Raw genomic sequence first — 12,545 nt, 5'->3', positions numbered from 1 at the left:
TGGGCCCGGAATTTGCGGCGCAAATTCTGGGATGGACCTCAATGCGCAGCAATGAGGTCAATGCACGCAGGTCGCATCGTGCACATGCCCCAGGCGCAGGTTCGCCAGGTGCCCCAGCCCGACCAGCGTGCCGCCGAGGGTCATCGTGATTGCGTGCGGGATCAGGCTTTCATGCAGGGGGCGGAACAGCACGCCCAGCCACAGCAGCAGAAGGCCGGGCACGACCAGCGACAGCGCACGCAGGCCACGGTGGCGGCGATAGCCCCACAGGGTGCTGAAGAGCCCCAGGCCGGTGGCGAAGAGCACGAAGCCGGCCTCGAAGCTGCTGCCCAGCCAGCTGGCAACGCCCAGCGACGGCAGCGTCGCGATCAGCACCGGCAGCAGCGCGCAGTGGATCGCGCACAGCAGCGAGCCGAAGGCGCCGAGGCGATCGAGCAGGCGGCGGGGGCGGATCTGCGGCATGGACATGACTTCCGGGGGAGTGCGTAACCGTTGATTGTTATAATATAACATTCCACGGAATCCGCCACGCCACTTTACCCGAACCCATGCCCAAGCGCTTCTTGCCCCGACGCCTCCCCCTCGTCCTGGCCCTGGCCGTCGCCCTCCCCCTGTCAGCCCAGGCCGCCGATGACCAGGACACCAGCCACGACCATCCCACCGATCTGGCGGGCGTGGAGGTCAAGGCGACACCGCTGGCGGGCACCGCCGAGGACCTGGCAAGGCCGGTCGAGGTGCTGGCGGGCGAGAAGCTGGACGAAATGAAGGCGAACTCGATCGGCGAGACCGTGAGCAAGCTGCCCGGTGTGCAGTCGTCCTATTTCGGCCCGGGTGTCGGCCGCCCGATCGTGCGCGGCTTCGACGGCGCCCGCGTGCAGGTGCTCAGCGACGGCCTGGGTTCCGGTGACGTATCCACGGTCAGCGTCGACCATGCCGTCAGCGTGGAGCCGTTCCTGGCCGACCAGATCGAAGTCCTCAAGGGTCCGGCCACCCTGCTCTACGGCAGCGGCGCGATCGGCGGTGCGGTCAACGTCGTCGATGGCCGCATTCCCGAAGGCGTCACCGACCAGCCGCTGCAGGGCCGCGCCGAACTGCGCGGCAACACCGTCAACGACGAGACGACCGGCATGTTCCGCCTCGACGGCACGTCGTCCGGCGGCGGCTTCGTCTTCCACGTCGACGGCCTGCATCGCGAGACCGGCGATTACGACATCCCCGGTTATCCCGAGAGTGCGCAGCGCATGGCCGAAGAAGGCGAAACGCCGGATCCGGCCGAAAAAGGCACGCTGCCCAACAGCTTCGTGCGCACCGACAGCGGCGCGCTGGGCGTGACCTGGGTGGGCAGCCGCGGCTTCCTCGGCGTTGGTGCCAGCCTGTTCAACACCCGCTATGGCGTGCCGGGCGCGGCACACGAACACAACGATGCAGCGGCGCCGGCGCCTGTCGATGGCGAAGGCGAGGAAGGCCCGGTCAGTATCTCGATGGACCAGCACCGCTATGAACTGCGCGGCGGCCTCGACAACCTGGGTCCATTCAAGTCGCTGCGCGCGAAGGTTGCCCGCACCGAATACACGCACACCGAATTCGAGGGCGAGGAAACCGGCACCGTATTCGAGAACACCAGCACCGAAGGCCGCGTCGAGCTCGTCCACGAACCGCTGCTCGGCTGGAACGGCGCGATCGGCCTGCAGTTCGGCCAGCGTGACTTCGAAGCCATTGGTGCCGAAGCGTTCGTGCCGCCTTCCAGGTCCAACGACGGCGGCGTGTTCTGGCTCGGCGAGCGCGCCTTCGGCCCGGTCAAGGCCGAACTGGGCGCACGCGTCGACCGCAACCGCATCGATGTGGACCAGGCCACCGCGATTGGCCCGGACCGCGATTTCGACACCAGCAGCCTCTCGGCCGCACTGAAGTGGGACATCAACCAGTCCTGGCACCTATCGTTCGGGCTCGATCGCGCGCAGCGCTCGCCGACCGCGGAAGAGCTGTATTCCAACGGCCTGCACGTCGCCACTTCGAGCATCGAGCTGGGCTCGCCCGAGCTCGACGTCGAGACCGCCAATCGCGCCGAGATCGGGCTGCACTGGCACAGCGGCCCGTTCAAGCTCGGCGCCTCGCTCTACCACGTGCGCTACGACGACTTCATCTACCTGGCCGACACCGGCATCGAGGACGTGGATGGGCCGGTGCGGGTGTGGACCCAGGACAATGCGCGCTTCAATGGTGCCGAGGCCGAGGCCAGCTGGAACTTCGCCGACAACGCCAGCGGCGACTGGGACCTGCGGATCTTCGCCGACTTCGTGCGCGGTGAACTCAGCGGCAGCGGCACGCGCGAGCTGAGCTTTGCCGTGCCGCATGGCGACCACAGTGACGAGTACACCATCGACCTCGCCCGTGGCGGCAACCTGCCGCGCATCGCACCGGGACGGCTCGGCGGTGAGCTGCGCTGGGAGCGTGGCCCGTGGCGGGCATCGCTCGGCGCGGTGCGCTACGACAAGCAGGATGACGTAGCCGAATTCGAAACCGCGACACCGGGCTACACGCTCGTCGACGCGCATGTCGCATGGCATCGCGACACTGCGGGCGGCAACGCCTGGGAGCTGTTCGCCGACGGCAGCAACCTGCTCGACGAGGAAGCGCGCGTGCACACGTCCTTCCTCAAGGACGTCGCACCGCTGCCGGGCCGCGGCGTCGCCTTCGGCGTGCGCGCGTACTTCTGACGCAAGGCGAACAACCAGTACCTCCCAGGAACGCCGGCCCCGCGCCGGCGTTCTTCGTCAGGGGATGCTTCGTCAGGGGATGCTTCGTCAGGGGATGCTTCGTCAGGGGATGCTTCGTCAGGGGATGCTTCGTCAGCGGATGATTCGCTCGGAGATGACGACAGCAGCACATAGGTGTATATACACCTTTATGCAATCGCCCCCGCCCCCGCCCAGCCAATGCACCTGCTTCCGCCTGCGCAAGCTGGCGCGCCTGGTCAGCCAGCGCTACGACCGTGAACTCGCGCAGGTCGGCATCAACATCAACCAGTACTCGATCCTGCGCCGTGCCGCGGCGACACCACGCGCGGTCGGTGAACTGGCGCGCGAGCTCGGCATGGACCGCACCACCCTCAGTCGTGACCTCAAGCCCCTCGCCGCCTCGGGCTGGGTCGAGACGGTCAGCGGCGAAGACGCACGCCAACGCCTGATCAGGGTCACCGCCAGCGGCAAGCGCGTGGTTGCCCGCGCCCAACCCATCTGGCGCCGGGCCCAGGACGCCATCGAAGCCAGCATCGGTGTCGACCACATCAGCGCCCTGAACGCACAACTCGACGGCGCGACCCACTCGCTCGACACCGGAGCTGCTGCATGAGCACCACCACCCACTCCGTCGGCCGCTACTGGCCCCTGGTGCTGGCAGCGACTGCGATGCTGATGATCACCATGGGCGTGCGCCAGTCGCTCGGACTCTTCGTTGCACCGATCGGGCGCGGCACCGGCATGGGCGTGGCACAGATAAGCTTCGCCCTCGCCGTCGGGCAGTTCGTCTGGGGCGCGGTGCAACCGGTGTTCGGCGCCATTGCCGACCAGCGCGGGCCTGGCCGGGTGCTGGTCTTTGGCGGACTGCTGCTGGCCCTGGGCATGGCGCTGGCACCGGTCCTGAATGCGTCGTGGGGCCTGCTGCTGACCGTCGGTGTGCTGTCGGCCGCCGGCGCGGGCGCGGGCAGCTTCTCGATCCTGATTGGCGCCACTGCACGGCACATGCCCGCCGAAAAACGCTCGATGGCCGCCGGTGTGATCAATGCCGGCGGTTCGTTCGGCCAGTTCCTGTTTGCGCCGCTCGTGCAGGCCGTTATCAGCGCGGCGGGCTGGGCGGCGGCAATGTGGACGCTGGCGCTCTCCGCGCTCGCGACGCTGCCGCTGGCATGGCCACTGCGTCGCCGTGACGGCAACGACGCGGCCTCGCAGCCGCAATCCGCGACCGGAATGGGTTTGCGCCAGCAATTGCACATCGCCCTGCGCGACCGCAGCTACTGGCTGCTGCATGTCGGCTTCTTCACCTGCGGCGTGCACATCGCCTTCCTGGTCACGCACCTGCCGGGCGAGATCGCCCTGTGCGGGCTGCCGGCCAGCGTATCGGCGGTATCGCTGGCATTGATCGGCCTGTTCAACGTTGCCGGCAGCCTCGGCGCGGGCTGGCTTGGCCAGCGCTACCGGATGAAGTACCTGCTCGCTGCCATGTACGCCAGTCGCGCGGTGATGATCGCGATCTACCTCGTCTCGCCACCGACGCCGCTGACGTTCTTCGTGTTCTCTGCCGGGCTCGGCCTGACCTGGCTCGCCACCGTTCCGCCCACCGCCGGACTGGTCGGCAAGCTGTTCGGTCCGCGCTACCTCGGCACGCTGTTCGGCCTGACCCTGCTGTCGCACCAGCTCGGTGGTTTCTTCGGCGCGTGGATTGGCGGCCTGGTGATGGAGCGCTTCGGCGATTACACCTGGATGTGGTACGCCGACATGGTCCTGGCGGCGGCCGCCGCAGTGGCGAACCTGCCGATCCGGGAGAGCCGGCCAGTGTTGCAGGCAGCGGCTGCATAAATCGCAACGCTCGGATTCCGCCTTGCCAGGAATGGCCCGATCGCGTCGATCGCACCTGCCCGGAACGCAGCGAACTCGTGTGCGTTGCAGCGCCCGACGAGTGGCAGCCCAGTCACGCTTGCCCGGGCCTAGGCTGCCCACGCGTTGACGGGAACCGCAACGAGTGCGTCTTGCCTTCTTCGGGAGAAGGCACGACGGTGCGTGCCTGGATCATGGAACTGTCGTGGACTGTTGCCCGCTACCGGGCCGCTTGCCGACCAACCCCTGGAGTTCGCTATGAAGACTGTCGCAGCAAGCGTTGTGGCGTTGTGCACCGTGGCAATCAACGCCATGTCCGTCGACGCATTCGCCGCCGACGGCACGATCTACTTCAACGGCCAGATCGTGCTTTCGACCGAGGCGCCGGATCACCCGGCAACGCTGGTCTCCGACGAGATCCATCCGCGGCGTTCCATGGCCGAGCAATCGCTCCCCCTGGAGGCGGAGTTCGAGCTGCTGGACTACTACGCCGACTACATGGACGAACGGGGATTCTCGCGAACCCAGCTGACCCTGCAGACGTCCGCGTACGAGTAACGCGCACGGGTAACTGGCGTATTCCCGGCCGGGATCAGGCCGCTTCCTTGCCGGCGCAGTCTGCGCAGACGCCATGCACTTCCAGCGTCTGCGCCTGAGCAGTGAAACCCAGCGCGCGGGCACGCGCATCGAGCAGTTCGACGATGCGCTCGTCTTCGAGTTCGGTCGCCGACTGGCAGCGGTCGCAGATCAGGAACGGCACCGCATGCTGTGCCGCGCCCGGATGGTGACAGCCGACGTAGGCATTGATCGAGGCGAGCTTGTGGATGAAGCCGTGCTCGAGCAGGAAATCCAGCGCGCGGTACACCGTCGGCGGCGCCGCGGCATCGTGCGTGGCCTTCATCTGGTCGAGCAGCTCGTAGGCCTTGACCGGTCGCCCGGAATCGGCGATCAGGCGCAACGCATGCGCACGGATCGGCGTAAGCCGCAGGCCGCGCTGCTCGCACGACCGCTCCACCTCCTGCACGAAGGCGTCGCCATCGTGGACGTGGTGCTTGGGGTCGGTGCAGGCGTGGTCGTGTTGGCTCATCAGGTGATCGTCGGGTATGACCCCGATTTAGGCCCCGGCCGGCAGTTTTGCAAGGGCCGCGTCGATGCGCGCCACCGCCTCGCCCTGCCCCGCCAGGTAGACGGTCTGGGAGATGTCCGGGCTGACCTGGGTGCCGGTGATGGCCACGCGCAGCGGCTGGGCGACCTTGCCCATGCCGATGGCGAGTTCCTCGGCGGTCTCGTGCAGGGCCGCCGACACGCTCTCGGCGCTCCACTGCGACAGGCGTGCCAGGCGCTCGCGGGCGTCGGCCAGCGGCGCGTGCGCGGCTGCAACCAGGTGCTTGGCAACCGCGGCATCGTCGTAGTGCGTCAGCGGCTGGAACCACACCGCGGCGCGCTCGGCCATCTCCTTGAGGGTCTGCACGCGGTCACGCAGGGCGATCACGACGTCCTTCGCCGCCGGCCCCTTGTCCAGGTCGTAGCCCTGATGGCGCAGGTGCCATTGCAGGTGCTCGCCGACCTCGGCCGGATCGTCGGCCTTGAGGTACTGCTGGTTGAGCCAGCCGAGCTTGGCCGGATCCAGGCGCGAGGCCTTTGAATTGACGTCCTTGAGGTCGAACAGCCCGGTCATCTCCGCGATCGAGAACACTTCCTGGTCGCCGTGCGACCAGCCCAGCCGCACCAGGTAGTTGAGCAGCGCGTGCGGCAGGTAGCCCATGTCGCGGTACTGCATGACGTCGGCGGCACCGGTGCGCTTGGACAGCTTGGCGCCTTCCGGGTCGAGGATCATCGGCAGGTGGGCGAAATGCGGCACCTGCGCGCCCAGGGCACGATAGATGTTGATCTGGCGCGGCGTGTTGTTGACGTGGTCATCGCCGCGCACGACATCGGTGATGCCCATGTCGAGGTCGTCGACGACGACGGCGAAGTTGTAGGTGGGATAGCCATCGGAACGGAAGATCACCAGGTCGTCGAGCTCGCCGTTGGCAATCTCGATGCGGCCCTTGACCTTGTCATCCCATGCCACCACGCCGTCGAGCGGATTCTTGAAGCGGATGACGCGGTTGGGATCGTCCCGGTATCCGGCGTTGCGCTCGCGGTAGGCGCCGTTGTAACGCGGCTTGTCGCCGGCGGCCATGGCCGCCTCGCGCATCGCTTCGAGCTCGTCCTTGGTCTCGTAGGCGTAATAGGCGGTGCCTGCCGCAACCATCTGCTCGGCGACCTCGCGGTAACGATCCAGGCGCTGGGTCTGGTAGATCGGGCCCTCGTCGTAGTCCAGGCCGAGCCAGTCCATCGCCTCCAGGATCGCGTCGATCGCGGCCTGGGTGCTGCGCTCGCGGTCGGTGTCCTCCACGCGCAGGATGAACTGACCGCCGCGGCGCCGCGCTTCCAGCCAGCAGTACAGCGCGGTGCGAGCGCCGCCGATGTGCAGGTAGCCGGTGGGACTGGGGGCAAAACGGGTACGGCAGCTCATGCGGGGCTCGGATCTACGGCGGAAAGCGGGGATTTTACCGGAGTGGGGCCTCGGCGACCGGCCCGGGTCACCGTTCGTCCCGAGCGCGGCACCGCAGGCGCGAAGACGAAGGATCCAGGGGCCTCAGCCAGGACGCCGTGCCCTAGAATTCATGCCATGACCACTTTGTTCATCTCCGACCTCCACCTCGACGCCGAGCGTCCGCAGATTACCCAGCTGTTTGGCCAGTTCATCCGCAACGAAGCCCGTGGTTCCGATGCGCTCTACATCCTTGGCGACCTGTTCGAGGCCTGGGTGGGCGACGACGATCCGTCCGACACCGGCGCCTTCGTCGCCAGCGAGCTGCACGCCCTGAACCAGTCCGGCGTGCCGGTGTATTTCATCCGCGGCAATCGCGACTTCCTGCTCGGCGAGGACTTCGCGCGTCGCGCCGGCGCGCGGATCCTGCCGGACCCGTCGGTGGTGATGCTGTACGGAAAACCGACGCTGGTGATGCACGGCGACCTGCTGTGCACCGACGATGTCGCCTACCAGCAGTTCCGCGCGCAGACGCGACATCCGCAGTGGCAGGCGCAGTTCCTGTCGCAGCCGCTGGCGGCGCGCATCGCCTTCGCCCAGCAGGCGCGCGCGGCGAGCAAGGCGCACCAGAGCGGGCTCAAGACCCAGGGCACGATGGAAGCGATCACCGATGTCGCCCCTGCCACGGTGGCGAGCACGTTCAGCCGGTTCGGCATCGACATGATGATCCACGGCCATACCCATCGCCCGGCGATGCACGAGCTGGATGTCGATGGACATGCGTGCCTGCGCATCGTGCTTGGCGACTGGTACGACCAGGGCTCGGTGCTGCGCGTGAATGCCGACGGCTACGACTTGCAGGCGATTTCGTAGCGGCTTTTGTAGCGAGGCCTGGCGGCTCCCCGGGTGCGCTGCGCTTACCCGGGCTACATTCCCAGACGTAGCCCGGGTAAGCGCAGCGCACCCGGGACGCCGACTCCTACCCCGCCAGCTTCTCCAGCGCAGCCAGCTCCTCATCATCAAACCCTGCCGCACTGCGCGCGGAATGATTGAACGGCCCATACAGCACCGCCCGCGCGTACTCCGCCAGCAACTCGCGGAACCGCGGTGCAGGCGCCACGCCGGCACGCTCGCAATACCAGCGGAACCAGCGCGAACCCGCCGCAACGTGGGCAACCTCCTCGCGCAGGATCACTTCCAGAATGTCGGCCGTCGCGCCGTCGCCCAGCGAGCGCAACTTGACGATCATCGCCGGCGTCACGTCGAGGCCGCGCGCTTCCAGCACGCGCGGCACCAGCGCCATCCTCGCCAGGCCATCGTGCGCGGTCTTCTCGGCCATTTCCCACAGGCCGTTGTGGGCATCGAAATCGCCGTAGTCGCGACCGAACTCGCGCAGGCGCGCGCGCAGCATCGCGAAGTGCCGCGCCTCGTCGGCGGCAACGCCCACCCAGTCGGCATGGAAGTCGAGCGGCATGCCGCGGAAGCGATACGCCGCGTCCCACGCAAGGTCGATCGCGTTGAACTCGATATGGGCGATGGCGTGGATGAACGCCGCGCGCCCATCGGCGGTGCCGAAACCACGCCTGGGAAGGTCACGCGGATGCACCAGAAGCGGTCGTTCCGGACGCCCAGGCATCCGGATCGGTTCCGGCTCGGGCGCCGCCTCGTCAATGACCAGCTCGCCGCGGGCGAAGGCCTCCGCCGCGGCGAAGGTCAGCGCCAGTTTGTCGTCCGGCGTGGACGCATCCAGGCAGGCGCGGGCGGCAGTGAACAGCGAGCCGCCCATGAACATGCCGTCCATGCCGATGTCAGTGCGCGGTTTCGTCTGCCGGTGGGCAGCCCCAGCCGTCGGCAAAGCCGCGGTGCGACTCGGCCAGCTCGCCCAGCTGCAGTTCCAGCGCGGTAATGGCCGCGTGCGATGGCGCCATCACCCGAATCACGCACACCTGCCATACGCCTTCGTCGTCGACCTCGGCGTCCTCGACCATCAGGTCGGGCAAGGCCGCGGCCGCTTCGACAAAGGCATCGGCATCGCTCTGCTCGGCGAACACGTGGAAGAACTCGATTCCACGCGGCACATCGAGGTCGTCGCCGTCGTCGAGCATCTGCCGCAGCACCTGGCCGTTCTCGTCGTCGGGGATCATCATGCGGCGCAGTTCGTGCATGGCTCAGGCCCTCCGCGTCTTCTTGGCTTCATCCGAGCGCAACTGCTTGATGCGCTCGAAGTAACCCGGCTCGATGCCGGTGACGTATTCGCCGTTGAAACACGACGAATCGAAATACTCGATGTTGTGCTTGGGCCCGGAGACTGCCTCTTCCAGGTCCGACAGGTCCTGGTAGATCAGCCAGTCGCAACCCAGCAGCGTCTGCACTTCTTCGTCGGTGCGGTCGTGCGCGACCAGTTCCTCGGCCGACGGCATGTCGATGCCGTAGACATTGGGATAGCGCACCGGCGGCGCGGCCGAGGCCAGGTAGACCTTGCGCGCGCCGGCGTCGCGCGCCATCTGCACGATCTGCTTGGAGGTGGTGCCGCGCACGATCGAATCATCGACCAGCAGCACGACGCGGTTGCGGAATTCCAGCGGGATCGGGTTGAGCTTGCGGCGCACCGACTTCGCGCGCTCGCCCTGCCCCGGCATGATGAACGTGCGGCCTACGTAGCGGTTCTTGATGAAACCCTCGCGGTACTTCACGCCCAGCACGTTGGAGATTTCCAGCGCGGCGTCGCGCGAGGTGTCCGGGATCGGGATCACGGTGTCGATGTCGTGGTCCGGACGCAGGCGCAGGATCTTCTCGCCGAGCTTCTGGCCCATTCGCATGCGCGCCTTGTGCACCGAGACCTCGTCCATCATCGAGTCGGGACGGGCGAAGTAGACGTACTCGAAGATGCACGGCGTGTGCATGCGCGGCTCGGCGCACTGGCGCGTGAACAGCTCGCCGCGCGGGGTGATCACGATCGCCTCGCCGGGGCGCACGTCGCGCACGCGCTCGAAACCGAGCAGGTCGAGGGCGACCGATTCGGAGGCGACGGCGTACTCGTCCTGGCCGTTGCCCTGGCGCTTGCCCAGCACCAGCGGGCGGATGCCGTTGGGATCGCGGAAGGCGACCAGGCCCAGGCCGAGCACGGTGGCGACCACGGCGAAGCCGCCGACACACCGCTTGTGCACGCCTTCGATGGCGCGGAAGGTGGCCTCGGGGTTGAGCGCCTTCTGCGTGTCCAGCTCATGCGCGAAGACGTTCAGCAGCACTTCCGAGTCCGACTCGGTGTTGACGTTGCGGCGGTCCTGCTCGAACACCTCGCGGCGCAGCGCGTCGGTGTTGATCAGGTTGCCGTTGTGGGCCAGGGCGATGCCGAACGGCGAGTTGACGTAGAACGGCTGCGCCTCGTCGGAGCCTTCGCTGCCGGCCGTCGGATAACGGCAATGGCCGATGCCCACGCGCCCTTCGAGCAGGCTCATCGCCTTGGCGTCGAAGACTTCGCTGACCAGACCGTTGCCCTTGTGCACACGCAGCTTGCTGCCGTTGGCGGTGGCGATGCCTGCGGCGTCCTGGCCACGATGCTGCAACACCGTCAGGCCGTCGTAGAGCTGCGCCGCGACGTCGTTGTGGCCGACGATACCGAGAATGCCGCACATGGTGATGAGTCCTGCTGAGTAAAGAGGGTTGGTGCGTGCGCGGCCGTCAGGCCCCGCTGACCGGCGCCGGCAGCGCCTGGTCGTTTTCGTGTCCCGGCGATTGCGGCGCCGGGAGTGCTTGTTCACGACCATCCAGGTCGACTTGCGCGGCCGCCCAGTCGGGCAACCAGGTGCGCAGCCACTGTGCGCCCGGCACGAACACCGGCAGTACCTGCGATTGCTGCCACTGCGCCTCGCGCGGCATCGCCGTCAGGCCCAGCAGCAGGACCAGCGCGCAGGCGACGAACGCACCGCGCGCCACACCCAGCGCCAGGCCCAGCAGCCGGTCAAGCCCGGACAGGCCCACCGACTGCACCAGTTTGCGTACCAGCCAGCCCACCAGGCCGACCACGATCAACACACCGATGAAACTCAATGCGTAACCGGCGAGCAGCTCACCGGGACCGGCGTCGCCATCGCCGGCCAGCAACAGCGCGACCTGCGCGCCGAACTTGAACGCCGCCCAGCCCGCCAGCACCCACGCGGCCAGCGAGGCGAGCACGCCGACGAAGCCGCGCATCAGCCCGAACAGCGCCGATGCCGCCACTACCGCCAGCAGCACCCAGTCAATCGCGCTCATGTGCTGCGCTCATTGTCCGTGTGGCCTAGATGGGGTCAGGGATGCGGTCGGACAATGCCGCTGACGCCCAGCTTCGCCGCGACCTGACCCTTGAGCTGGTCGGCATCGGCGCGACTGGCCACCGGCCCGACACGGACCCGGTTCAGCACGCCCTTGTCGGTCCGGACCTGCTCGACGAAGGCGCTGAACCCGGCCGCGCGGGCGCGATCACGCAGCTTGGCTGCCTCCTCGGCACTGCCGAAGGCACCCAGCTGGACCGCAAAGCCGGTATCGGCAGCCGCAGGGCGGGCCGGCGCTGCCGCGGGGGCGGCGCTGGCCACGGTCGTCGGTGCCGGCTTGGCGACCGGCTTGGCCGGGGCCTCGGCGGCGGGCTTGACCGGTTTGGCCGGCTCCGGCGGCAGCGGCGCCGGGCGCGCTGCCGGCGTCGAGTCGGCCAGCGGCACCGCCGCCGAAACCGCAGGCGCGGATTCCACGGCAGCGGTCTGCGCGGCCGGTGCCGGCGCTGCGGCATCTGCATCCAGGGTCACGACCTTGGCACCAACGTCGCTGCGCACGCGCGCCGACTGCAGGCGCGCGGCCTCGGCCTCGGCCTGGGTTGCGTACGGTCCGATGCGGACGCGGTAAAGGGTGCGGCCGCCACTGGCCGGCGCGGCTTCCTGGTATCCGGGCAGCTGCGCGGAGGCCAGCGCCCTCACTACGCGGTCGGCGTCGCCCGTGGAGGCGTAACTGCCGAAGCTCACGGCGAAGTTGCCACCGGCGGTACCGGCGGGCGACGTGGTGTCATCGGGTGCGGGTGCGGTCGCCGTGGTGGTCGTGGTATCGACCGTCGGCAACTTGTCGGCGTCGCCTGCGTCCATCCCCACTGCCCCGCCCTGCGGCGCCTGGCCCGGGGTGACCAGCGGCAGCTCGCGCGTCTCGAATTCGCCCTGCGGGGCATCGGGAAGCTTGAGGGGAACGTCGGAGGCTCCGCTTTCGGGCGCCGGGCCCTTGATCAGCATTGGCAGGAAGATCACCGCCAGCGCGACCAGTACCGTCGCGCCGATCAGTCGCTGTTTCAGGGCAGGTTCCATCGGGTCTCGCACACCGCAGGCGGATTGCCGCGCGAATTATACCCTCGCCGCCCGCCGTGACCGTCGATCGGCGAAAACAGATCATCCCGC

The 12,545-nt window shown here is 68.1% G+C and carries 13 protein-coding genes; 5 read left to right on the top strand and 8 right to left on the bottom strand.

The genetic code is table 11. From position 1 onward, the window contains the following. Positions 1–57: 57 nt before the first annotated feature. Entirely contained in the window at positions 58–468 is a 411-nt protein-coding gene (locus MNR01_RS16125; RefSeq protein WP_241918728.1) for a MerC domain-containing protein, read from the bottom strand. Between the two features lie 80 nt (positions 469–548). Between MNR01_RS16125 and MNR01_RS16120 the strand changes: the two genes are divergently transcribed. From MNR01_RS16120 to MNR01_RS16105, 4 genes are all read left to right on the top strand, one after another. Beyond that, complete coding sequence (locus MNR01_RS16120) at positions 549–2,717, top strand: TonB-dependent receptor (RefSeq protein WP_241918727.1); 2,169 nt, start codon at positions 549–551, stop codon at positions 2,715–2,717. Positions 2,718–2,907: 190 nt separating this feature from the next. Next, the gene (locus MNR01_RS16115) at positions 2,908–3,351 is read left to right on the top strand and encodes a MarR family winged helix-turn-helix transcriptional regulator (RefSeq protein WP_241918726.1); all 444 of its coding nucleotides are present in this window, start codon (positions 2,908–2,910) and stop codon (positions 3,349–3,351) included. Beyond that, positions 3,348–4,574, top strand: a complete 1,227-nt coding sequence (locus MNR01_RS16110; RefSeq protein ID WP_241918725.1) for an MFS transporter — start codon at positions 3,348–3,350, stop codon at positions 4,572–4,574. The genes MNR01_RS16115 and MNR01_RS16110 overlap by 4 nt, the downstream gene beginning before the upstream one ends. Before the next feature lie 276 nt (positions 4,575–4,850). Continuing rightward, positions 4,851–5,150: a hypothetical protein gene (locus MNR01_RS16105; RefSeq protein ID WP_241918724.1), complete on the top strand. Its 300-nt coding sequence runs from the start codon at positions 4,851–4,853 to the stop codon at positions 5,148–5,150. 34 nt (positions 5,151–5,184) lie between these two features. Here MNR01_RS16105 and MNR01_RS16100 read toward each other — a convergent pair whose 3' ends face one another. Next, positions 5,185–5,679: a transcriptional repressor gene (locus tag MNR01_RS16100; RefSeq protein ID WP_241918723.1), complete on the bottom strand. Its 495-nt coding sequence runs from the start codon at positions 5,677–5,679 to the stop codon at positions 5,185–5,187. A gap of 27 nt (positions 5,680–5,706) precedes the next feature. Continuing rightward, entirely contained in the window at positions 5,707–7,113 is a 1,407-nt protein-coding gene (gene gltX, locus MNR01_RS16095) for a glutamate--tRNA ligase (RefSeq protein ID WP_241918722.1), read from the bottom strand. A 156-nt stretch (positions 7,114–7,269) separates the two neighbouring features. Here gltX and lpxH point away from each other — a divergent pair, with 156 nt between their 5' ends. Beyond that, entirely contained in the window at positions 7,270–8,004 is a 735-nt protein-coding gene (lpxH, locus tag MNR01_RS16090) for a UDP-2,3-diacylglucosamine diphosphatase (RefSeq protein ID WP_241918721.1), read from the top strand. Between the two features lie 106 nt (positions 8,005–8,110). On the opposite strand, the gene MNR01_RS16085 is transcribed toward lpxH, so the two are convergent. From MNR01_RS16085 to MNR01_RS16065, 5 genes are read right to left on the bottom strand one after another with little or no spacing between them, the layout of a single operon-like run. Continuing rightward, entirely contained in the window at positions 8,111–8,932 is an 822-nt protein-coding gene (locus MNR01_RS16085) for a ferritin-like domain-containing protein (protein ID WP_241918720.1), read from the bottom strand. Positions 8,933–8,939: 7 nt separating this feature from the next. Next, on the bottom strand, positions 8,940–9,296 hold the full coding sequence (locus tag MNR01_RS16080) for a ribonuclease E inhibitor RraB (protein WP_241918719.1): 357 nt from the start codon (positions 9,294–9,296) through the stop codon (positions 8,940–8,942). Between the two features lie 3 nt (positions 9,297–9,299). Beyond that, the gene (gene purF, locus MNR01_RS16075; RefSeq protein ID WP_241918718.1) at positions 9,300–10,766 is read right to left on the bottom strand and encodes an amidophosphoribosyltransferase; all 1,467 of its coding nucleotides are present in this window, start codon (positions 10,764–10,766) and stop codon (positions 9,300–9,302) included. Positions 10,767–10,812: 46 nt separating this feature from the next. Then, positions 10,813–11,385, bottom strand: coding sequence for a CvpA family protein (locus tag MNR01_RS16070; protein WP_241918717.1), 573 nt, complete (start codon positions 11,383–11,385; stop codon positions 10,813–10,815). Between the two features lie 35 nt (positions 11,386–11,420). Further along, positions 11,421–12,455, bottom strand: a complete 1,035-nt coding sequence (locus MNR01_RS16065; RefSeq protein ID WP_241918716.1) for an SPOR domain-containing protein — start codon at positions 12,453–12,455, stop codon at positions 11,421–11,423. Positions 12,456–12,545 lie beyond the last annotated feature (90 nt).

This window comes from Lysobacter sp. S4-A87 (assembly GCF_022637455.1).
Classification (GTDB): domain Bacteria; phylum Pseudomonadota; class Gammaproteobacteria; order Xanthomonadales; family Xanthomonadaceae; genus Lysobacter_J.
Note: the sequence above shows the minus strand (reverse complement) of the source record. Positions and strands in the feature narration are given on the sequence as shown.

Coding starts and splice junctions, on each gene's coding strand:
- MNR01_RS16065 (WP_241918716.1), bottom strand. CDS start 12,455: ATGGAACCTGCCCTGAAACAGCGACTGATCGGCGCGACGGTACTGGTC.
- MNR01_RS16105 (WP_241918724.1), top strand. CDS start 4,851: ATGAAGACTGTCGCAGCAAGCGTTGTGGCGTTGTGCACCGTGGCAATC.
- MNR01_RS16070 (WP_241918717.1), bottom strand. CDS start 11,385: ATGAGCGCGATTGACTGGGTGCTGCTGGCGGTAGTGGCGGCATCGGCG.
- MNR01_RS16115 (WP_241918726.1), top strand. CDS start 2,908: ATGCAATCGCCCCCGCCCCCGCCCAGCCAATGCACCTGCTTCCGCCTG.
- MNR01_RS16125 (WP_241918728.1), bottom strand. CDS start 468: ATGTCCATGCCGCAGATCCGCCCCCGCCGCCTGCTCGATCGCCTCGGC.
- MNR01_RS16120 (WP_241918727.1), top strand. CDS start 549: ATGCCCAAGCGCTTCTTGCCCCGACGCCTCCCCCTCGTCCTGGCCCTG.
- MNR01_RS16100 (WP_241918723.1), bottom strand. CDS start 5,679: ATGAGCCAACACGACCACGCCTGCACCGACCCCAAGCACCACGTCCAC.
- gltX (WP_241918722.1), bottom strand. CDS start 7,113: ATGAGCTGCCGTACCCGTTTTGCCCCCAGTCCCACCGGCTACCTGCAC.
- purF (WP_241918718.1), bottom strand. CDS start 10,766: ATGTGCGGCATTCTCGGTATCGTCGGCCACAACGACGTCGCGGCGCAG.
- MNR01_RS16085 (WP_241918720.1), bottom strand. CDS start 8,932: ATGGACGGCATGTTCATGGGCGGCTCGCTGTTCACTGCCGCCCGCGCC.
- MNR01_RS16080 (WP_241918719.1), bottom strand. CDS start 9,296: ATGCACGAACTGCGCCGCATGATGATCCCCGACGACGAGAACGGCCAG.
- MNR01_RS16110 (WP_241918725.1), top strand. CDS start 3,348: ATGAGCACCACCACCCACTCCGTCGGCCGCTACTGGCCCCTGGTGCTG.
- lpxH (WP_241918721.1), top strand. CDS start 7,270: ATGACCACTTTGTTCATCTCCGACCTCCACCTCGACGCCGAGCGTCCG.